This is a genomic window from Mycobacterium sp. MS1601, assembly GCF_001984215.1.
Classification (GTDB): Bacteria; Actinomycetota; Actinomycetes; order Mycobacteriales; family Mycobacteriaceae; genus Mycobacterium.
In genome coordinates this window covers 3427604-3448109 of sequence record NZ_CP019420.1, presented here as the reverse complement: position 1 = coordinate 3448109, position 20506 = coordinate 3427604, and the positions used below count along the sequence as shown (strand labels likewise).

The window sequence follows — 20506 nt, the reverse complement described above, 5'->3', positions numbered from 1 at the left end:
TCAGTGACTGAAATATTTATGCTCATGAGCTGGAATCGTCTGGCGGATCTGGTGACCTCCCCTCGCTCCTGGATCCTCGCGCTCGCCATAACCCTGCTGTCCGGCGCCTTCATGGGTCTTGCCGGGAGCGATTCCTCTGCCGATCAATCGCCGGTATCACTGCCCGACACCGCCGAATCGGCCCGCGCCGCGGCACTGGCGGGCGAGTTCCCCGGCGGAGACCAGGCGCCCGCCGTCATCGTCATCACCCGCACCGACGGTGGTGTGCTCGACGCCGCCGACCGCGCGGCCACCGGAGCCACGATGTTCTCCGAGGACGGCAAGGCAGCCCTTTCGGTGGTTCCACTCGACGGTGACCTGTCCGGTTTCGCCCTCGACGACGCCGTGAGCACCCTGCGGCAGACCACCACCGACGGCCTTCCTCCACAACTGCGCGCGGAGGTCACCGGCGGCCCCGCGTTCGGGGCCGATATCGCCAACGCCTTTGCCGGCGCCAACATCACCCTGCTCACGGTGACGGCGGCCGTGGTGGCGCTGCTTCTCATCCTCACCTACCGATCCCCGGTGCTGTGGCTGGTACCGCTGGTGGTGATCGCCTTCGCCGACCGGTTGGGGTCGGTGGTCGGCGGACGTGTCACCGCACTGGCAGGACTGACCGCCGACGGGTCGACGGCCGGGATCACCAGCGTGCTGGTGTTCGGCGCAGGCACCAATTACGCGCTATTACTGATTTCGCGGTACCGCGAGGAACTGCACCGCGACACCGACCACCGCTCGGCGTTGCGCACCGCGGTGCGGGCAGCAGGCCCCGCCATCGTGGCAAGCAACGCGACCGTGGTGCTGGCACTGCTGACCCTGCTGTTCGCGATGTCGCCGAGCACCCGCAGCCTGGGTCTGCAGGCGGCATCGGGACTGGTTGTGGCAGCGGTGTTCTCACTTCTGGTGCTGCCACCGCTGCTGGCATTGTGCGGGGTGCGGTTGTTCTGGCCGTTCATCCCCCACACCGGCGGCCCCGACTTGGTGGACTCCGGCGCCTGGCACCGTGTGGCTGCGGCCGTGGCCCGCCGTCCGGTGCAAGTGCTGGCAGCCTCGGTGACCGCACTGGCCGTACTGGCCTGCGGGTTGATCAGCGTGCACATCGGCCTCTCACAGACCGAGCAGTTCCGGGTGAAGGCCGAATCCGTCAGCGGATTCGAGACGTTGGCCGCCCACTTCCCCAGCGGTTTGACCGACCCGGCCACCGTCATCGGCACTGCTGATCTGACCGCTGCCATCGAGAACACCCCGGGCGTGGTCTCGGTGACCGAGGCGGGCCGGTCCGCAAGTGGGCTCACCAGGTGGTCGGTGGTGTTCGACGCCGCGCCCGCCACCGACCAGGCCTTCGACACCGTTGTCGCGCTGCGGGATTCGGTGCAATCGGTGGACTCGGGCGCACTGGTCGGCGGATCCGATGCCCAGGCATTGGATGCCCGCGACGCAGCCGTGCGTGACCGCCTGGTGATCATCCCGGCGATCCTGGCCGTGGTTCTTGCGGTGCTGCTGCTTCTCCTGCGGGCGGTGGTGGCGCCGGTGCTTCTGGTGGCGGTGACCGTACTGAGCTCACTGGCCGCGCTGGGCCTGGGTGGCTGGCTCAGCGTGCACGCCTTCGGGTTTCCCGCACTGGACAACAGCACCCCGTTGTTCGCGTTCCTGTTCCTGGTGGCACTCGGGGTGGACTACACGATCTTCCTTGTGACCCGGGCACGCGAGGAGACCGTGGGACACGGCACCCGCGCCGGGATCGTGCGGGCGGTGTCAGCCACCGGCGCGGTGATCACCAGCGCCGGCATCGTGCTGGCCGCGGTGTTCTGTGTGCTGGGCGTGCTGCCGCTGATCGTGCTGACGCAGCTGGGCATCATCGTCGGACTGGGAATCCTCTTGGATACCTTCGTGGTTCGCACTGTGGTGATTCCCGCCCTGTTCACCCTGATCGGGCCGCGCGTCTGGTGGCCTGCGCACTTGGACTCCTAGGCGCCGTCGAGACGGAACTCAGTCGACAGAATCGGCTGAATCTGTCGACTGAGGTCCGTCTCGATCGGTGTCAGGGTAGCTTCTTGGCGATCTCCGCAGCTCCCGCGATCACCTGTGCCCCAGCGTGTTCCAGCCGTTCCGGTGTCAACCGGTGAGTCAGGAAGCTGATGCTCAGCGCATAGCGGGACGGGCCGCCGCCGGTCACCGGAACCGCCGCCGCCACGCAGGTCAGCTCTTCGGCGGCTTCTTCCCGGTCCACCGCGAAGCCTCGCTGGCGGACCTCGGTGATCTCGGCGGCCATCTTCTTCATGGTGGTGATGGTGTGCGGTGTCAGCTCCGGCAACCCGGATGAGGCCACGATGTCGCGCCAGACGCTGTCGGGCATGGTGGCCATCAGGGCCTTGCCCAGCGCCGAGGCGTGCCACGGGTCCGACTGCCCGACGTTGCTGAGCTTGGTGACCGCGCGCCGGCCCTCGACCACTTCGAGAATGACCACGCTGCGCTCCTTGTTGGCAGCGAAGTTCACAGTTTCGTTGAACTCGAGCATCAGCCGCTCCATGGTGGGCAGCACCGCGTCGGCGGGCACCTGCCCAGAGAAGGCGCGTTGGCCCAGCCGGAAAATCTCCCAGCCCAGCCGATACTGGGCGGTGTTGAACCGCTCGACGTAGCCCAGTGCGGCGAGGCTGTTGAGGTAGCGCAACACCGTCGCCTCGTTGAGGCTTGTGCGCCTTGCGATTTCGGTCAGATTGCCGTTCTCCGCGTCGGCGACCGCGCTCAGAATACGGGCCGTGCGTTCCACGCCGATCAGGTTCGACCCCTTCTCGGACCTCGCCTCGTCTTTCACCCAGTGAAGGCTACCAGCACCCAGCGATAGCCCTGACCGCCCCGCTTCCTGTTGACAGAGCGGTGGGCGTCTTCTAGATTTTTCATTCAGCGCAGTCAGATATCACTCAGTGAAATTCAGCGCTCCGCACAGCCGCTTCCCCTAAGGAGATGCAATGTCCCCCGCAGCCGACAGCCGTACATCCGAGGTGAACGGAGCCGCCATCCTGGCCTCCCAAGGCCTCTTGTCGGCCGATGACTACACGCTGGCCACCTCGGACAAATCGTTCGACGACGGCGGCAAGTACCGGCTGGAAATCTCTGGAGTGGAACGCCTTTCGACCCTCGAGGCACTCCTGGACGAGGCCGCCAAGCAGGATGTCTTCATTCACCGCATCATCGCGTTCGGCGGTGGCACCACGCTGCTGAACACCTCGGAACTGCGTGACGTCGCCACGCTGGCCGCCGAGAACGACATCGAACTGATCGCCGTACCCGGCCCGCGCACCGGGTGGGACACCGGCCGTCAGGCCCTGAGCACCGAAGGTCAGGCCGGTGGGCGTCGCGTCCGGGGGGTGGACAACATCCGCTACCTGCTCGACGACTACCTGCGCATCTTCTCCACCGGCATACGCGGGGTACTCGTCTGGGACGAGGGGGTGCTCGACATCCTCAACAAAGCCCGCGACGCCGGCCACATCCCCGCTGACGCGAAGTTCAAGATCTCCGTCTACGCCGGCCACGCCAACCCCGCCTCCATCAAGATCCTGCAGGACCTCGGCGCCGACAGCGTGAACCCGGTGGGCGACCTGAGCCGGCCCATGCTCGGCGCCATCCGGCGCAATGTCGATGTGCCCCTGGATGTCTGGGCCGAGACCTTCGAGTCGTTCGGCGGGATGAACCGGCTCTGGGAGGCCGGCGACATCGCCCGCGTCGCAGGCCCGGTCTACTTCAAGATCGAGCCAGGTGAGTCCGAGGCCGTGATGTACAACGGCTGGGTCCGGCCCGAGTTCCACGAGGAACTCATCCGCCACAAGGTCCGGCACGCGGCCATCCTCAACGAGTTGGTCGCCACCAGCACCCCCGGTGTGGCCGTCTCACCTCGGTCCCGGCTGGCCGCTGCGGCGCTGACGAACTGACATCACAAATGCACACCACGCGACGGCACCCGAAGGCTGCGGTGATCGGCTCCGGCAACATCGGGACCGACCTGATGTACAAGCTGCGGCGGTCGGAGGTGCTCGACATCGCCGCCATGGTCGGAATCGACCCGCGCAGTGACGGTTTGGCCCGGGCGGCGGGCCTGGACGTGGCGGTCACCGCCGAGGGGGTGGACGGTCTGCTGGCCATGAGCGTCTTCGACGACATCGACGTCGTGTTCGACGCCACCAGCGCCTACGCCCACCGGCACAACAACGCCCGGCTGGAACCCACCGGCCGGCTCGTCGTCGATCTCACTCCCGCCGCCCTCGGTCCCTACGTGGTGCCCGCGGTCAACCTCACCGGCCTGGCTGGCCGGCGCAATCTGAACATGGTGACCTGCGGTGGCCAGGCGACGGTGCCGATCGTCGCCGCGCTGTCGCGGGTCACCCGGGTGCACTACGCCGAGATCGTCGCCTCCATCGCGTCGCGCTCGGCGGGTCCGGGCACCCGGGCCAACATCGACGAGTTCACCCAGACCACCTCACAGGCACTGGAAACGGTCGGTGGCGCCGCGCGCGGTAAGGCGATCATCGTGCTCAACCCCGCGGAACCGGCGATGATCATGCGCGACACCGTGGCCGCGCTGGTGTCGAGTGTGGACCACGCGGCGATCAGCGCGGCGGTGGTCGCGATGGTGGGTGACGTCGCCCGCTATGTCCCGGGCTACCGATTGCGCCAGGACGTCCAGTTCGCCGCCGTGCCTGCCGGCGACGCCCGCAGAAGGCTTGTCGCCGAGGCGGATCGAGCGTCCGACCTCACCCAGGTCACGGTGTTCCTGGAGGTGGAGGGCGCCGGCGACTACCTGCCCACCTACGCCGGCAACCTCGACATCATGACCGCCGCGGCGGTCCGGGTGGCCGAGCACGCGGTCTCGACCACGGGGGTGCCACTGTGAACGACGGCCTCTACATCCAGGACGTCACCCTGCGCGACGGCATGCACGCCATCGGACACTCGTTCACCCTCGCCGACGTCCGCCGCATCGCCCGGGCGCTCGATCAGGCCGGTGTCACCGCCATCGAGGTGGCCCACGGTGACGGCCTGGCCGGCGGCAGTCTGACCTACGGGGCCGGCGCCCACAGTGATGCCGAATGGATCGCCGCCGCAGCCGATGTCATCAACAACGCCCGGCTCACCACGCTGCTGCTGCCGGGCATCGGCACCGTCGACGACCTGCGCGCTGCCGTGGACCTCGGCGTCACCTCGGTGCGAATCGCCACCCACTGCACCGAGGCCGACATCGCCCGCCAGCACATCGGCACCGCAGTGGACCTGGGTCTGGACGTGGCCGGCTTCCTGATGATGGCGCACCTGACCGACCCGGAAACCCTGGCGGCGCAGGCGAAGATCATGGAGGACGCCGGAGCAGGGTGCGTATACGTCACCGATTCCGGGGGCCGGCTCACCATGACCGGCGTGCGCGAGCGGGTGCAGGCCTACCGTGGCGTGCTCGATCCGGCCACCACCATTGGCGTGCACGCCCACCACAATCTGGCTCTGGGCGTGGCCAATTCGGTCACCGCCGTGGAGGAGGGCGCACACCGGGTGGATGCGTCACTGACCGGACTGGGCGCCGGGGCGGGCAATTGTCCGCTGGAGGCGTTCATCGCGGTGGCCGATCTCAACAGCTGGGCCCACGGGTGCGATCTGTTCGCGCTCATGGACGCCGCCGACGACCTGGTGCGCCCGCTGCAACGCCGCCCGGTGCGGGTGGACCGCGAGACCCTCACGCTGGGCTACGCCGGGGTGTACTCGAGCTTCCTGTTGCACGCCGAACGTCTCGCCGCCGACATCGGTGTCGACACCCGGGACCTACTGGTCGAGGCCGGCCGCCGCGCGATGGTGGGTGGCCAGGAAGACCTGCTCACCGATCTCGCGCTGGACATGAGGAGGTGAACAGTCGCTTTCTCCACCGTGCCCGGTGATCGATCGCCAGGCACCTGGAAACGGATTCGACGCGGATCCGCCCCCTACGATCGTCCCAAGCCACGAGAGATGAAACACCATGGAGAATGTCACCGCACCCAAACCCGCACGACGGCCGACCACGACGGCGCCCGTCACTCCCACCGAACCCGGCGGGCGCCGTAACCACGGCCTGAAAGAGAACACCCTCGGCGTTCCGAGCATCTTCTTCTACATCATCGCCGCCGCGTCCCCACTGACCGTGGTCGTGGCGCTGTTCCCCATCATCATCGGCGCCGGCAATGGCGTCGGAATGCCCGGAGCCTTCGTCATCGCCGCCGTGGTGCTGATGATCTTCGCGGTCGGCTACGTCGCGATGAGCCGCCACGTCACCAACGCCGGCGCCTTCTACGCCTACGTCACACTGGGGCTCGGCCGGGTCGCCGGGCTGGGTTCGGCGTCGCTGGCGATCTTCGCCTACAACGCGATCCAGGCCGGTCTGTACGGCGGATTCGGTTACTACGCAGCCGAATTGCTCAATCCGGCACTGGGCCTCAGCGTGCCCTGGTGGGTGTACGCCTTCGTCGGCCTGCTACTGTGCCTGGGCCTGGGCGTACAGGGGGTGCACTCCGGGGCCCGCGTGCTCGGGGTGTTCATGACACTCGAGGTCCTGATGATCACCGTGCTGAGCGTCTTCAGCCTCTTCGGTGATGCGGTTCCGGTGTCGGAGTTCAGCTTCGAACCCTTCAACCCGAGTGTGGTGCTGGCCGGCGCGCTCGGTGTGGCACTGATGTTCGCGCATGCGTCCTTCATCGGCTTCGAGGGGTCGGCCATCTACGGTGAGGAAGCCCGGGATCCAGCCCGAACCATTCCCCGGGCCACCTACCTGTCCATCGCGTTCATGGGTGTCCTCTACGCCGTGTCGGGCTGGCTGATCATGAACGCGCTGGGCCTGGGCAACGTGGTGGCCATCGCCACCGAGACCGGTGGAAACTTCATCTTCGTCGCCAGCGACACCATCATCGGCCACAACATCTCGCTGCTGTTCCAGATCCTGATCGTCACGGCCACGTTCGCGGCCATCGTGACGTTCCACAACAACGTGTCGCGCTACCTGTTCTCACTGGGTCGTCAAGGCCTGGTGTGGAAGCCGCTGGGGTGGACCCTGCCGCAGCGTCAGACGCCGTGGGTGGCGTCCATTGTGCAGAGCGTGATGGTGGGAGTGGTCATCCTGGCCTTCGCCATCGCGGGCCAGGATCCGTTCGCCACGCTGTTCACGTGGGCCACCGGCATCGGCACCATCGGCGTCATCGCCTCGCAGCTGGTGGCCGGAATCGCGATCTTCGCCTTCTTCCGCAAGTCGAACGTGGACAAGCGGCCGTGGAACACCGTGATCGCTCCAATCCTGGCGATCATCGGCCTCGCCGGTTTCTTCATCCTCACCCTCGACAGCCTGGACATCCTGCTGGGTGTGCAGGGGGCCACCGCGGTGCTGATGGTGTCGCTGGTGTTCCTGGCACTGCTCGCCGGCATCGCTTACGGGCTGTATCTGCGTTTCTTCGCACCGGACCGCTATGAGCTGGTGGGCAAGGCGCTCGACGAACGCGACCTCGCCGACCCCGCTCCCGAAGCCGTCTGAGGCACATTCAGCCGAAAGCGAGCACGCCGGGGCATCGATAGGTACGTTTGTCCCCATCGATACGTACAGACGTTCCTAAAGGAAGGTCCGATATGGCCACGGCTCCCCGGCGCGCTCGCCGTCACGACCCCGACCGAAAGGAGCGCATCGTGGAATCGGCGCTGGCGGTGCTGGCCCGCGACGGAGTAGCGGGAATCACCCACCGCGCCATCGGCGAAGCCGCCGACGTCCCCCTCGGTTCCCTCACCTACCACTTCAAGACACTCGACGACATCGTGCAGCTCGCCTTCCGGACGCACGTCGACAAGTTGGCCACCCGCTTCGAGAACCGGTTGGCAGCCTGCGATTCGGAATCAGACCTGATCGAGTGCATCGTCCTGGCCATCACCGACGATCTGGCCGCCAATCCCCACGAACTCGCCGTCACCTTCGAACTGTACGGCGACGCGGTGCGCAGAGCCGACACCAAGCGCATCACGCAGGAATGGATGGAGCGGGCCGAAGATGCCCTGGCCCACCACTTCGACCGTGCCACCGCCCGCCTGATCGACGTCGTGGTCGAGGGCCTGATGGTGCACATGTCCATTGCTCAACAACCGATTTCGAAGGACGCGATACGCGCCCTGCTGACCACGGCCGCCAAGTCCGGCCTGAACTGAACTGGAGCCATCATGACCTTTCACGACAAGATGTTCATCGACGGAAAGTGGACCGCCGCAGCCGAGGGCGCCAAGGTGCCGATTCCCGCACCCGCCACCGGCGAGGCGTTCGCCGAGATGGCGCACGGCACCGTCGCCGATGTCGACACCGCCGTCACCGCGGCAGCTGCTGCTTTCCCGGATTGGGCCCGCACGCCCGTCGGTGAACGCGCCCGTGCCTTCCTCAAGCTCGCCGACCGTGTGGAAGACGATGCGCGCACCCTCGCCGAGATCGAGTCCCGCAACGTGGGCAAGCCGATCGGGCTTGCCCTGGAGGAGATGGAGATGATCCCAGATCACCTCCGCTTCTTCGCCGGCGCCGCCCGGACCCTCGAAGGCCGTGCTGCCGGCGAGTACGTCGCCGGCAAGACCAGCATCATCCGCCGCGACCCGCTGGGCGTCGTCGGCTCGGTGGCCCCATGGAACTACCCGCTGCTGATGGCCATCTGGAAGATCTCCCCCGCCCTGCTCACCGGAAACACCCTGGTGCTCAAGCCTTCCGAGCACACGCCGTTCTCGGTGCTGCGGCTGGCCGAACTGGCGGCCGACCTGTTCCCGGCCGGCGTGCTGAACGTCATCACCGGCGACGGCGAGGACGTGGGCGCCCGCCTGGTATCGCACCCGGCCGTGCGGATGTCGTCGCTGACCGGTTCGGTGGACACCGGCCGGGCCCTGATGCGGGCCTCGGCCGACACCAACCTCAAGCGCCTGCACCTGGAACTGGGCGGCAAGGCTCCGGTGCTGGTGTACCCGGACGCGGACATCGAACTGACCGTCGCCAAGATCATGGAGGGCGCGTTCTGCAACTCCGGCCAGGACTGTATGGCCGCCTCGCGCGTCTACGCGCACGACAGCGTGCATGACGACCTGGTGTCCGGTCTCGAAAAGGCAGTCAAGGAACTCGATCTCGGCGATATCGCGCAGGAGAGCACCGCCATGGGACCAGTGATCACCGCCGCCCACCGCGACCGCGTGGAGGGATTCGTCAACCGCGCCAAGGCCACCGGGCACACCGAGCTCATCCAGGGTGACAACCCGGGCACCGGCTTCTACACCGCCCCCACCGTGGTGGTCGGCGCCCGCCAGGGTGACGAGATCGTCAGCACCGAGGTGTTCGGACCGGTCACCTCGGTCACCCGGTTCGGCGACAACGACGACGTGATCGCCTGGGCCAACGACACCGAATATGGTTTGGCCGCTTCGGTGTTCACCCGTGACATCGGACGGGCTCTGACCGCCTCCAGCGACCTGCAGTTCGGCACCGTCTGGGTCAACGATCACCTGCCCGTCACCCCGGAGATGCCGCACGGCGGCTTCAAGCAGTCCGGCAACGGCAAGGACATGTCGGTGTACGCGCTCGAGGAGTACACCGAGATCAAGCACGTGATGATCAACCGTGAAAGCGCCTGACATGACCGTCAGCGCCATCAACACCTTCCGCCTGCGGCCGGGGGTGCCGGTCGCCGAGTTCGAACAGTTCTCCACCGAGCTCGACCGCCCGGTCTGCCTCGGTTTCGACGAAGTGCTGGGGTTCGAGGTCTACCTCTCCGACGACGGTGTGGTCGTCGAAGTGATGACGGTGACTTCCTGGCCCGACTGGGAACAGGTGCGCGACAACGCACCCGAGCTCAAGCCCGTCGTCGCACGCTTCGACGAACTGGTGGAACCGGACAGCGTCAGCACCGTCTTCACCCGTCATTCCCCACTCAGGAGTCCCGATGCCCACTCACTATGACGCCGTCATCATCGGCGCCGGCCACAACGGCCTCGTCACCGCCAACTACCTGGCCCGCGCCGGCAAGACGGTGCTGGTGCTGGAAGCCCGCGACCTCGTGGGCGGGGCCTGCGTCACCGAGGAGCTGATCCCGGGCTCGAAATGGTCGTCGTGCGCCTTCATCGCCGGCCTACTGCGCCCCGAGATCATCACCGAACTGGAGCTGGCCAAGTACGGCCTGGAGCTGTACCAAGGTGATGCGTTGTCGTTCAGCCTGTTCCGCGACGGCACCTCCTTCACCATGTGGAAGGAGACCGACCGCACGCTGCGGGAACTGGAGAAGCTCAACAAGAAGGACGCGCAGGCGTTCCTCGACTTCGGCATCCGGTTGCAGCGTTTCGCCGGACTGGTCACCCCCTATCTGTTGAAGCCGCCGCCGGAGCGCTCCGAGGTGTTCGCCGCCTTCGAGGCCGCCGGTGAGCAGACCCTGTTCGACGAGTTCACCCTGCTCTCGGTGCGGGATCTGCTGGACCGCTACTTCGAGGACGAGCGGATCAAGAGCATGCTCACCTTCTTCGGCATGGTGTCCATCTTCGGCGGCCCCTCCACACCGGGTACCGCCTACACCTACGGGCACCACTCCTGGGGCGAATTCAACGGCAACTTCGGCCAATTCGGCATGGCCCGCGGCGGTATGGGCGCCATCAGCGAGGCGCTGGCCGCCTCCGCGCGAGCGCACGGTGCCACCATCCGGACCTCGGCCCCGGTGGACCGGGTGCTCGTGGAGCGCGGGGTCGCCACCGGGGTGCGGTTGCGCGACGGCTCGGTGATCACCGCCGGGCAGGTGTTCTCCAACGCCGACCCCAAGCGGTCGCTGCTGCAGTTCCTGGAACCAGGAGTGCTGGCACCCAAGCTGGTGCGCGATGTCCAGAACATCGACACCCGCGGCTCCATGGCACGCATCCACCTGCTGATCGACGAACTGCCGCAGTATCTTCCGTTCGCCGACGCCACCGAGGGTCCGCAGCACCACGGCCACCAGCTGCTGGGCCCCAGCCGGGAGGCGTTCGAGGAGGCCTACGAGGCGCAGCGGCGGGGCACGTTCCCCAGCACGTTCGTCATCGAGGCCGTCACCCAGTCGGTCACCGACGACACGCTGGCGCCTGCGGGTCTGCACACCATGACCCTCGGCATCCAGCAGCTGCCGTCGGAGCTCACCGGCACCACCTGGGCCGCGGAGAAGGAGAAGTGGGCCGACCTGGTGCTCGAGGACCTGTTCACCTACGCACCCAATCTGCGTGAGCACATCCTGGATCGGGTGATCATCACTCCCGACGATCTGCACAACGAGTATCTGATCACCGACGGGAACATCTTCCACGGCTCCATGATGCTCGACCAGTTGTTCGGTGCCCGGCCCATTCCCGAGCTCGCGAATTACCGTACGCCGGTGCGCAATTATTACCTGTGCGGCTCGGGCACTCATCCCGGCGGCGGGGTGATGGGGGCCAACGGACACAACGCCGCCAAGGCAGCGCTGGCCGACTCCGACGGGGTGGCGCCGGTGACACCGCTGCGTCCGGCCGGGGTCAGAGCGCCGTGGCAGCAGCGGATGGTCGGCACCCTGATGGGCACCAGGCCCGGCCGCTGGTTCGGATACCAAGCCGCCCGCCAACCTGCACTGCGCAAGATCACCGCGTACGCCGCCCGCGTCCGATGAGTCAGTTACGCAGCGCCAAATGGTTTGCCGGCCAGGATGTTCCCGGCTTCGTCCACCGCTCGGCCATGCGCGCATCCGGGTTCTCCCGGATGGCGTTCGAGGGCAGGCCCATCGTCGGGATCTGCAATTCGTGGTCCGAGGTGGTCAACTGCAACATGCACTTTCGCGGCCTGGCCGACTCGGTGCGCCGCGGGGTGTTGGCGGCAGGGGGTTTCCCGCTGGAGTTCCCCACCATCTCCCTGGGCGAGCAGTTGATGAAGCCGACCACGATGCTGTTCCGCAACCTGATGGCGATGGACGTGGAGGAGTCCATCCGGGCCTACCCGTTTGACGCCGTGGTCCTGTTGGGCGGCTGCGACAAAACGGTGCCCGCCCAGCTGATGGGCGCGGCCAGCGCGGATGTCCCGGCCATCGTGCTGACCGGCGGACCGGCGGCACCGGCGGTGTTCGACGGCAAGCAGATGGGCGTGGGCACCGACCTGTGGCAGTACATCGACGACGTGCGGGCGGGCCGGATGTCGATGGCCGACTACGAGCGGCTTGAGGCGGCGGCTGGCCCCTCTCGGGGGCACTGCCCGGAGATGGGCACCGCCTCCACCATGGCCACCATCGTGGAGGGTCTGGGCATGACGCTGCCCGGCGCCGCCGCGGTACCGGCCATGGATTCCCGACGCATGCAGGTGGCCGAGGAGGTGGGTGCGCGCGCCGTCGGTCTGGCCGCCGAAGGCGTGCGGCCGTCGCAGGTGCTCACCGCCGAGGCCTTCGACAACGCCATCACCTTGATGCTGGCCGTCGGCGGGTCCACCAATGCGATCGTGCACCTGCTGGCGATCGCCGGCCGCGCCCGGGTGCCCTTGACGTTGGACCGGTTCCACGAGTTGTCGGCCCGCACACCGTTGATGGTGAATGTGCGGCCTGCCGGTGAACACCTGGTGGAGCAGGTCTTCCACGCCGGCGGCATCCCGGCGGTGATGAAGTCCATCGAGACCCTGCTGCACACCGATGTGCTGACCGTCAGCGGCAAGACCGTCGCCGACAACCTGCCCAGCAGGATCTCCACCGCCGCGGACGTCATCGCCACCGTCGACGCCCCGTTCCAGCCGCCAAAGGGCCTGGCCGTGGTGCGTGGGAACCTGGCGCCCAACGGCGCGGTCATCAAGTGCAGCGCGGCCACCCCGGAGCTGCTGGTGCACCAGGGACCCGCGGTGGTGTTCGACGACATGCGCGACATGATGGCGCGGTTCGACGACCCCGACCTGGACGTCACGGCGGATTCCGTTCTGGTGCTGCGTAATGCCGGCCCGCGGGGTGCCCCCGGGATGCCCGAGTGGGGGCAGCTGCCCATCCCGAGCAAGCTGCTGCGCCAGGGCGTCACCGACATGGTGCGCATCTCGGATGCCCGGATGAGCGGAACTGCCTACGGCACCTGCGTGCTGCACGTCAGCCCCGAGTCGGCCGCGGGCGGGCCGCTGAGTCTGGTACGCGACGGCGACATCATCTCGCTGAATGCGCATGCAGGCACGCTCGACCTGCTGGTCCCCGACGAGGAACTGGCCACACGCCAGATTCCACCGGCGCGCAGCCGACAGCCCCGCGGTTACGCGACGATGTACGTCGAACATGTGTTGCAGGCCGACCAAGGGTGTGATTTCGACTTCCTGGTGGGCCGCTCCGAGCATCCCGAGAACGAGCCGGACGCCATCTTCGACGGCTGGGTGGGCGGCTGGTGAGCCGGTGATACCGGCCTGGTCAACGGCCTGATCGACGATTTCCTAGCGCGGCCCCAACAATCCCGCGCGTAACGTCGACACCATGACCCAGGCACCTGCCTCACCTCCGCTGCACATGCGGCGCGTCGACTTCGACCCCATCCCCGCCCTCGGCGAAATCCGGGAGAACGAGGGGGTGCGCACCGTCGTCAACGCCTTCGGCATGCCGGTGTACCTGGTGACCCGCCACGACGACGTGAAGACGGTGCTCTCGGATCCGGAGCGGTTCTCCAACGAGCGTCCGCCCGGCTTCTTCGTGCCCGGGGCACCCGAGGTGTCCGAGGAGGAACAGCGCGCCGCCCAGTCCGGTAACCTGCTGGGCCTGGACCCGCCCCGGCACACCCGGTTGCGCCGCATGCTCACCGGCGAGTTCACCGGCCGCCGGATGAAGCGCTTGGAGCCGCGCATCACCGAGATCGTGACCCAGCACCTGGATGCCATGGAAAAGGCCGGTCCGCCAAGTGATCTGGTGACCGACTTCGCGCTGCCCATCCCGTCACTGGTGATCTGCGAGTTGCTGGGCGTGCCGTATGACGACCGTGACGATTTCCAGCACCGCACCAGCCGCCAGCTCGACCTGTCGATCCCGATCGAGGAACGCTTCGAGCTGCAGCGCGCCGGGCGCGCCTACATGCAGGCGCTGGTGGCCGGTGCCCGTCGTTCCCCTGGCGACGACATGCTGGGAATGCTGGTGCGCGAGCACGGATCGGAGCTCACCGACGACGAGCTGGTGGGCATCTGCAGCCTGCTGCTGCTGGCCGGCCACGAGACCACCTCCAACATGCTCAGCCTCGGCACCCTGGCGTTGCTGCGGCACCCGGACCAACTGGCCCTGGTGCGCGACGACCCCGATGCCGTGGGCCCGGCCGTGGAGGAACTGCTGCGCTGGCTGTCGATCGTGCACTCCGGCATCCCCCGCATCACCACCACCGAGGTCGAGATCGCCGGGGTGCAGATCCCCGCGCACCAACTGGTGTTCGTCTCGCTGCCCTCGGGCAACCGCGACCCCGCCTTCATCGACAACCCGGAGGCGTTCGACGTCCGCCGCGGTGCCATGGGACACCTGGCGTTCGGCCACGGCGTCCACCACTGCCTGGGCGCACCGCTGGCGCGAATGGAGATGAAGATCGCGTTTCCGGCTCTGCTGCAACGCTTCCCGACCTTGCGCCTCGACGAACCCTTCGACGACGTGGCCTTCCGGTCCTTCCACTTCATCTACGGGTTGCAGTCGCTGCAGGTGGCCTGGTGAGGGTGCAGGCCGACCGCGACGTCTGCATCGGCGCCGGGGTCTGTGTGATGAACAGCGAAGCGGTCTTTGATCAGGACGACGACGGCATCGTGGTGCTGTTGGTCGAGGAGGTGCCTTCTGCCGAGCAAGACAACGCGCGGAAAGCCGTGCAGCTCTGCCCGTCTGGAGCGCTGAGTATCACCGAGTGATCGAACGATGAACGGCGAAAACTCCTCTGTCACTTGAGTATCTGGTGCAACATCGGCGCACTTTCTGTCGGTGGTCGCCTATATGTTCGAGTCATGGGTTCCTCAGCTGTCGCCGATCGTGAGGCGATGCTGGCTGCCCAAGCCCAGATCGAAACCCTGACCGCGCAGATGAATCGGCTGTCGATCGACGCGTTCACCGATGCCGAGTTGCTGGCGCTGCAGCAGCGCCGCGAAGCCGTGAACCGTGCGCAGCCGGTGCTCGATCATCGGGTGTATCAGCGGATCACCTCCCAGAGTTCGCCGGTCGCCTTGGGTGCCAAGAGTTACGCGGCTGTGCTGTCGCAGCGGTTGCGGATCCCAACCTCTGAGGCGCACCGGCAGCTGGATGAGGCAGCGCTGTTCAGGCCTCGTACCTCGATGATCGGTGAGCCGTTGGCGCCGTCGATGCCCACGTTTGCCCGCGGTCAGGCTCAGGGGGTGATCGGCGCCGAGCACATCAAGCATGTGCGGTGGTTCTTCCGTAAGCTGCCGGTGTCGGTGGGCTTTCAGACCCGGGAGAACGCCGAAGTCCAGTTGGCCCACCATGCCTGCGAACTTGGACCCGCCGAGTTCCGCGCTGCCGCCCAACACATGCTGTACCTGTTAAACCAGGACGGAGAGTTCTCCGATGAGAACCGCCAAGCCTTGGCCTACCTCCGGTTCGGCAAACAGCGCCCGGACGGGATGCGCCCGTTTGAGGGGTTGTTGACTCCGGAGGCGTGGGCTGTCTTGGAGCCGTTGATGGAGAAGAACGCCGCCCCCGGGATGTGCAACCCGGCTCACGAGACACCCTGCCTCGACGGCGAACCCACCGAAGAACAGATACACAACGACACCCGCACCGCCGGCAAGCGGAACCACGACGCGCTCCTGGCCCTGTGTAAACGGATGCTCGCCACGGCAACGGGCACCATCAACGGCCTGCCCGCCACCGTGGTCATCACCGCCAGCCTCACCGATCTGGAGAAGGGCACCGGCCACGGCCTCACCGCCGGCGGTACCCTGCTGCCGATCGCCGATGTCCTGAAATTTGCCGCCCACTCAAGGCCCTGGCTGGCCCTGTTCGACGGCAAAGGCCTGCGGGCCGAACAATCGCATGGTCGAGACCACCGGCTGGACCACAAGGAACCGCCCCACAGACGGCGTCACCGAATGGATCCCGCCGCCAGAGTTGGACTGCGGCCAAACCCGCACCAACAACCTGCACCACCGGTGAACGGATCATCGACCCCGGCGATTATCCATAGCTGACCAGGACCCAAAGTTAGTCGCCAACAGCAGAATCCGCGCTCGCCAGGTCAATCGCCGTCGCGGTGCAGGTCGATCAGCCCGGCCTTGTTCAGCGCGAGCACGCTGACGATGAGCACCCACACCGGGAACGCCAGTGTCAGCCACACCGTCACGTCACTGGCCACCAACAGCATCAGCGCCACCACGTAGGTGAAGATCACCAGTCCCCGTGACACCAGGCCGGTCTTGAGCCAGATGGTGGCCAGCGACATCATGAACACCGCTGCCATTCGCAGGGCGTAGGTCTTCGACAGCGTTATCAGCAGTGCTTGACCGAACACGTGCACATCGGCTCCGTAGTCGGCACCGCGGCTGGCCACCAGCGCCACCCCCACCGCGGACGCCACGAAGATCATCGCGAGGAACAGCAGCCCACTGCCCAGGAAGACCGAGGCGAAGAACTTGTCCTCGAACCTGCCCAACCCGTCGCGCACCACCCCGATGAACCACAGAAAGCAGATGCCCGCGAACGGCATCAGCACCGCGGCAGCGCGCAGCTTGCCCTCCGAACCTTCCACCCACTGCGCACCCGGCTGGGCGCCTTCGGGAAGCGCGGTGTGGATCAGGGCGATCGCGACGCCGAACAGCACGGCGAACAACACTCCGGCCAGGCCCGCCGCGCGCGGGGTGGACAACCGGCGCAGGGTGCGCTCGGGACGTTCGATGGTCACGTGATCATGGTGCCGCCGAAACTGCACGGGGTGCGGGATTTCAGCGCAAAACGCCGCACTACGTGCAGTCTCTACGCCGACCGTCAGGGTTGCCCGGCGAGCAGACGCACCATCAACCCGTTGGCCTCGGCCAACACATTGCCGTCGGGGTCGCGCAGTTCGGCGTTGACGAAGGCCTTGCGGTCCTGCACCTCACGGATCCAGCCACGCGCGGTCAGCGTGGTGTTGATGGGCGTGACCTTGCGGTAGTCCACGTGCAGGAAGGCGGTGCGGCTGATGGGCCGTCCCGCGGCGTGGATCACCATGCCGAAGATCGAATCGAACAGCAGCGGCAGCACCCCACCGTGTACGGCGTAGTTGCCGCCCACGTGGAAGCGACTGAACTGCACAGTCAACTCGACGCCCTCGGGCTCGAAGCTGCGCACCCGAAACGGCGGCATCAACAGGCTGCCGCCACCGGGCAGCTCGACGACCCGGTTGGCCGGTCCCACGCCCTCTGCGGCCTCGGACGGGGCCAGCAGTGCCACCAGTGCCTCGACCCGATCGGCGGCGTCGTCCCACGTCGTGCTGTCCGGGTCGGCGGACACCGCGAGGTCCTGCAACCGTCGCATCGACGCCAGGAACCGGCCGAAACCGGGGCCTGGGTGGGCGGGCTCGAAGACCGGGAACCCGCCGTGGCGGTCGTAGTCGGGATCGGTCACGGAGCCAGGATGTCGCGGCGCACGATCGTCTGATCCCGTCCCGGCCCGACTCCGATACACGAAACATGAGCCCCGGCAAGCTCTTCCAGCCGCAGCACGTAGTCACGGGCCTTGGCGGGCAGGTCGTCGAACTCCCGGGCGCTGGAGATGTCCTCCCACCAGCCGGGCAGCTCTTCATAGATCGGCTCGGCGCGCGCGATGTCACTCTGGGTCATCGGCATCTCGTCGGTGCGCTTGCCGTCAATCGTGTAACCGACACAGACGGGCACCGTCTCCAGCGACGACAACACGTCGAGCTTGGTCAGGAAGTAGTCGGTGATGCCGTTGACCCGGGTGGCGTAACGGGCGATCACGGCGTCGAACCAGCCGCAGCGTCGAGGGCGTCCGGTAGTGACGCCCACCTCGCCGCCGGTCTTGGCCAGGTAGGCGCCGTACTGGTCGAACAACTCCGTCGGGAACGGGCCAGAGCCCACCCGCGTGGTGTAGGCCTTCAGGATGCCCAGCACGGTGGTGATCCGGGTGGGGCCGATCCCCGAGCCCACCGCTGCGCCGCCCGAGGTGGGGTTCGACGACGTGACAAACGGATAGGTGCCGTGATCGACATCCAGCAGGGTGCCTTGGGAGCCCTCCAGCAGCACCGTCTCACCGGCTTCCAAAGCCTGGTTGAGCAGCAGCCTGGAGTCGGCGATGCGGTGCTTGAACCCCTCGGCCTGGGTGAGCAGCTGCTGCACCACCTCGTCGGGGTCCAGCGCCTTGCGGTTGTAGATCTTGACCAGGATCTGATTCTTCAGTTCCAGGGCCGCCTCGATCTTCTGCGCCAGCAGCGCCTCGTCGAGGACGTCTGCCACCCGGATGCCGATGCGCGCGATCTTGTCCTGGTAGCAGGGACCGATGCCACGGCCGGTGGTGCCGATCTTCTTGCTGCCCATGTACCGCTCGGTCACCTTGTCGATGGCGACGTGGTAGGGCATCAACAGGTGCGCATCCGCCGAGATCAGCAACCGTGAGGTGTCGACCTTGCGTTCTTCGAGGCCCGAAAGCTCCGTGAGCAGCACACCGGGGTCGACGACGACGCCGTTGCCGATGACGTTGGTGACCCCGGGGGTCAGGATCCCGGACGGGATGAGGTGCAGGGCGAAGTTCTCTCCCGTCGGGAGAACCACGGTGTGCCCGGCGTTGTTGCCACCTTGGTAGCGCACAACCCACTGCACCCGGCCACCGAGTAGATCGGTGGCTTTTCCTTTGCCCTCGTCGCCCCACTGGGCGCCGATCAGGACGATTGCCGGCATGGCGTTTCTCCTGCGTATTGTGATCCAGCCGGTGAGCTACCTTATCCGAACTTTTGCCTGCATATTTCGACGGGAGCGTCTTTGACCACGGTGCTGCGTTTCGGGGGGCGTTCCATACCCCGCGCGCTGACCGCGATTCCGCGCGTCGACATCACCGAACCGGCCGACGTGGATGCCGCCGTCGGCGAGGTCACACGGGCGGTGGTGCTGGGCAGCGATGCCGATCTTGCGACGGTGCTGGCCCGGCTGCTGCGCGCCGACCGGCTGGCCGTGGAAGTGGCGCATCTGCCGGGATCTCGCGGCGCGCGACGCGCGCTTACCGCTGCGGCACAACGGGTTCCGTTGATCCGCGACGAAACCGGGACCGTGCTGGTGCGCCGCGCTTACTGGCGTCCGGCGGCCGACGGCCAGCTTTTGGAAGGCGAGGGCATCGTCGATGACACCGTGCTGTTCGACGGTGCGGTGGCCGGCGTTGTGGTGGAGCCGACTCACACCATGCCGGGACTGCGAGCCCGGGTGCTCAGCACCGGCTGGCGCTCCGGCCCCTGGGTCAGCGGGCGCGCCGCGCAGTTGGGCACGCCGGGCGCGGTCGTGGTGCGCGACGGCGTGGCGGCCCCGCGGCCGGTGCGCCGCTCGACGTTCTACCGGCACATCGAGGGCTGGTTGAGGGTATGAGCGTCGGCGGGTAGGTAGCTTCGATACGTGAGCATCCGTCCCCCCGGGCAGTCAGTTCGGCCCAGCCCGGTTTTCCTGGCGATCGTCGCGGTGACCGCACTTGGTGGGGTGCTGGCCTGGCTGGCCGCCGAGTCGGTCACGGTGCTGGCCTACGCCGGTGTGTTCGTGTTCGTCATCGCGGGCTGGGTGCTGTCGCTGTGCCTGCACGAATTCGGGCACGCCTACACCGCCTGGCGCTACGGAGATCACGATGTCGCAGTGCGGGGTTACCTCACGCTGAACCCGTTGAAGTACTCCAGCCCGCTGCTGTCACTGGGGCTGCCGCTGCTGTTCATCGCTCTCGGCGGCATCGGTCTGCCCGGCGGGGCGGTGTATGTGCAGACATACACGATGACCCCGCGACAGCGCACCATGGTCAGCCTGGCCGGGCCGTTCGCCAACCTGGTGCTGGCGGTGATACTCCTGACGCTGGCCCGGCTGTTCTACGACACCGCTCACGGGGTGTTCTGGGCAGGCGTGGCGTTCCTGGGCTTCCTGCAGGTGACGGCGCTGCTGCTCAATCTGCTGCCGATCCCGGGATTGGACGGTTACGGCGCCCTCGAGCCGCACCTGAGCTACGACACGCAGCGGGCCCTGGAGCGGTTCAAGCCGTGGGGTTTCATGATCTTGCTGATCCTGCTGATCGCACCGGCCCTCAACCAGTGGTTCTTCACCGGCGTGTACTGGCTCTACGAACTGTCCGGCGTGCCCGGATATCTTTCGTCGATCGGCGGGCAACTGACCCGCTTCTGGTCGGCCTGGCTGTAGCCGCGGCCCCGGTTTCGGCGGCTATCCGCCGACAGTGAGAGCAGCTCGCGGCGGTCCGCCAGGGCCGCATCAGACCCCTCGGTGGGCCCGCACGACCCCCTCTGTCGTGCCGCCCTT

Annotated in this window: 19 protein-coding genes; 15 read left to right on the top strand and 4 right to left on the bottom strand. The window is 67.1% G+C overall.

Going from position 1 to position 20506, the window contains the following annotated elements; genetic code table 11:
- Positions 1–24 precede the first annotated feature (24 nt).
- On the top strand, positions 25–2010 hold the full coding sequence (locus tag BVC93_RS16795) for an MMPL family transporter (protein WP_236949996.1): 1986 nt from the start codon (positions 25–27) through the stop codon (positions 2008–2010).
- Between the two features lie 70 nt (positions 2011–2080).
- Here the strand turns inward: BVC93_RS16795 and BVC93_RS16790 are convergent, their stop codons facing one another.
- The gene (locus tag BVC93_RS16790) at positions 2081–2854 is read right to left on the bottom strand and encodes an IclR family transcriptional regulator (protein ID WP_083738467.1); all 774 of its coding nucleotides are present in this window, start codon (positions 2852–2854) and stop codon (positions 2081–2083) included.
- A gap of 154 nt (positions 2855–3008) precedes the next feature.
- Between BVC93_RS16790 and BVC93_RS16785 the strand changes: the two genes are divergently transcribed.
- The 12 genes from BVC93_RS16785 to BVC93_RS16730 all read left to right on the top strand — a co-directional run bounded on the left by BVC93_RS16785 (position 3009) and on the right by BVC93_RS16730 (position 16207).
- The gene (locus BVC93_RS16785; RefSeq protein ID WP_157516961.1) at positions 3009–3971 is read left to right on the top strand and encodes a hypothetical protein; all 963 of its coding nucleotides are present in this window, start codon (positions 3009–3011) and stop codon (positions 3969–3971) included.
- Between the two features lie 8 nt (positions 3972–3979).
- On the top strand, positions 3980–4930 hold the full coding sequence (locus tag BVC93_RS16780) for an acetaldehyde dehydrogenase (acetylating) (protein ID WP_083738465.1): 951 nt from the start codon (positions 3980–3982) through the stop codon (positions 4928–4930).
- Between the two features lie 41 nt (positions 4931–4971).
- Positions 4972–5931 (top strand): 4-hydroxy-2-oxovalerate aldolase, encoded by a 960-nt coding sequence (gene dmpG / locus BVC93_RS16775; RefSeq protein ID WP_442929090.1) that lies wholly within the window; start codon positions 4972–4974, stop codon positions 5929–5931.
- Positions 5932–6040: 109 nt separating this feature from the next.
- Positions 6041–7579 (top strand): APC family permease, encoded by a 1539-nt coding sequence (locus BVC93_RS16770; RefSeq protein ID WP_083738463.1) that lies wholly within the window; start codon positions 6041–6043, stop codon positions 7577–7579.
- Positions 7580–7671: 92 nt separating this feature from the next.
- The gene (locus tag BVC93_RS16765; protein ID WP_083738462.1) at positions 7672–8238 is read left to right on the top strand and encodes a TetR/AcrR family transcriptional regulator; all 567 of its coding nucleotides are present in this window, start codon (positions 7672–7674) and stop codon (positions 8236–8238) included.
- 12 nt (positions 8239–8250) lie between these two features.
- Positions 8251–9687, top strand: coding sequence for an aminobutyraldehyde dehydrogenase (locus BVC93_RS16760; protein WP_083738461.1), 1437 nt, complete (start codon positions 8251–8253; stop codon positions 9685–9687).
- Positions 9674–10012: a hypothetical protein gene (locus BVC93_RS16755; protein WP_157516960.1), complete on the top strand. Its 339-nt coding sequence runs from the start codon at positions 9674–9676 to the stop codon at positions 10010–10012. The genes BVC93_RS16760 and BVC93_RS16755 overlap by 14 nt, the downstream gene beginning before the upstream one ends.
- The gene (locus tag BVC93_RS16750) at positions 9996–11711 is read left to right on the top strand and encodes a phytoene desaturase family protein (protein ID WP_083738459.1); all 1716 of its coding nucleotides are present in this window, start codon (positions 9996–9998) and stop codon (positions 11709–11711) included. The genes BVC93_RS16755 and BVC93_RS16750 overlap by 17 nt, the downstream gene beginning before the upstream one ends.
- Positions 11708–13441: a dihydroxy-acid dehydratase gene (locus BVC93_RS16745; protein ID WP_083738458.1), complete on the top strand. Its 1734-nt coding sequence runs from the start codon at positions 11708–11710 to the stop codon at positions 13439–13441. Before BVC93_RS16750 ends, BVC93_RS16745 begins: the two co-directional genes overlap by 4 nt.
- An 82-nt stretch (positions 13442–13523) precedes the next feature.
- Entirely contained in the window at positions 13524–14729 is a 1206-nt protein-coding gene (locus BVC93_RS16740; protein ID WP_083738457.1) for a cytochrome P450, read from the top strand.
- Entirely contained in the window at positions 14726–14917 is a 192-nt protein-coding gene (locus tag BVC93_RS16735) for a ferredoxin (RefSeq protein WP_083738456.1), read from the top strand. The genes BVC93_RS16740 and BVC93_RS16735 overlap by 4 nt, the downstream gene beginning before the upstream one ends.
- Before the next feature lie 93 nt (positions 14918–15010).
- Positions 15011–16207 carry a DUF222 domain-containing protein gene (locus BVC93_RS16730; protein ID WP_083738455.1) on the top strand — a complete coding sequence of 399 codons (1197 nt, stop codon included), beginning with the start codon at positions 15011–15013 and terminating at the stop codon, positions 16205–16207.
- Positions 16208–16254: 47 nt separating this feature from the next.
- On the opposite strand, the gene BVC93_RS16725 is transcribed toward BVC93_RS16730, so the two are convergent.
- From BVC93_RS16725 to BVC93_RS16715, 3 genes are all read right to left on the bottom strand, one after another.
- Entirely contained in the window at positions 16255–16917 is a 663-nt protein-coding gene (locus BVC93_RS16725) for a hypothetical protein (protein WP_442928961.1), read from the bottom strand.
- 83 nt (positions 16918–17000) lie between these two features.
- Complete coding sequence (locus BVC93_RS16720; RefSeq protein WP_083738454.1) at positions 17001–17618, bottom strand: PaaI family thioesterase; 618 nt, start codon at positions 17616–17618, stop codon at positions 17001–17003.
- Positions 17615–18907, bottom strand: coding sequence for an adenylosuccinate synthase (locus BVC93_RS16715; RefSeq protein WP_083738453.1), 1293 nt, complete (start codon positions 18905–18907; stop codon positions 17615–17617). The genes BVC93_RS16720 and BVC93_RS16715 overlap by 4 nt, the downstream gene beginning before the upstream one ends.
- Before the next feature lie 57 nt (positions 18908–18964).
- On the opposite strand from BVC93_RS16715, the gene BVC93_RS16710 reads away from it, so the two are divergent.
- Positions 18965–19582, top strand: coding sequence for a peptidase M50 (locus BVC93_RS16710; protein WP_083738452.1), 618 nt, complete (start codon positions 18965–18967; stop codon positions 19580–19582).
- A 27-nt stretch (positions 19583–19609) separates the two neighbouring features.
- Positions 19610–20389 carry a site-2 protease family protein gene (locus tag BVC93_RS16705; protein WP_083738451.1) on the top strand — a complete coding sequence of 260 codons (780 nt, stop codon included), beginning with the start codon at positions 19610–19612 and terminating at the stop codon, positions 20387–20389.
- Positions 20390–20506: the final 117 nt, after the last annotated feature.

Bases quoted from the DNA above. Each gene is read 5' to 3' on its own strand.
- BVC93_RS16715 (WP_083738453.1), bottom strand. From the start codon at position 18,907: ATGCCGGCAATCGTCCTGATCGGCGCCCAGTGGGGCGACGAGGGCAAA.
- BVC93_RS16745 (WP_083738458.1), top strand. From the start codon at position 11,708: ATGAGTCAGTTACGCAGCGCCAAATGGTTTGCCGGCCAGGATGTTCCC.
- BVC93_RS16785 (WP_157516961.1), top strand. From the start codon at position 3,009: ATGTCCCCCGCAGCCGACAGCCGTACATCCGAGGTGAACGGAGCCGCC.
- dmpG (WP_442929090.1), top strand. From the start codon at position 4,972: ATGCACGCCATCGGACACTCGTTCACCCTCGCCGACGTCCGCCGCATC.
- BVC93_RS16760 (WP_083738461.1), top strand. From the start codon at position 8,251: ATGACCTTTCACGACAAGATGTTCATCGACGGAAAGTGGACCGCCGCA.
- BVC93_RS16740 (WP_083738457.1), top strand. From the start codon at position 13,524: ATGACCCAGGCACCTGCCTCACCTCCGCTGCACATGCGGCGCGTCGAC.
- BVC93_RS16795 (WP_236949996.1), top strand. From the start codon at position 25: ATGAGCTGGAATCGTCTGGCGGATCTGGTGACCTCCCCTCGCTCCTGG.
- BVC93_RS16750 (WP_083738459.1), top strand. From the start codon at position 9,996: ATGCCCACTCACTATGACGCCGTCATCATCGGCGCCGGCCACAACGGC.
- BVC93_RS16765 (WP_083738462.1), top strand. From the start codon at position 7,672: ATGGCCACGGCTCCCCGGCGCGCTCGCCGTCACGACCCCGACCGAAAG.
- BVC93_RS16780 (WP_083738465.1), top strand. From the start codon at position 3,980: ATGCACACCACGCGACGGCACCCGAAGGCTGCGGTGATCGGCTCCGGC.
- BVC93_RS16730 (WP_083738455.1), top strand. From the start codon at position 15,011: ATGGGTTCCTCAGCTGTCGCCGATCGTGAGGCGATGCTGGCTGCCCAA.
- BVC93_RS16770 (WP_083738463.1), top strand. From the start codon at position 6,041: ATGGAGAATGTCACCGCACCCAAACCCGCACGACGGCCGACCACGACG.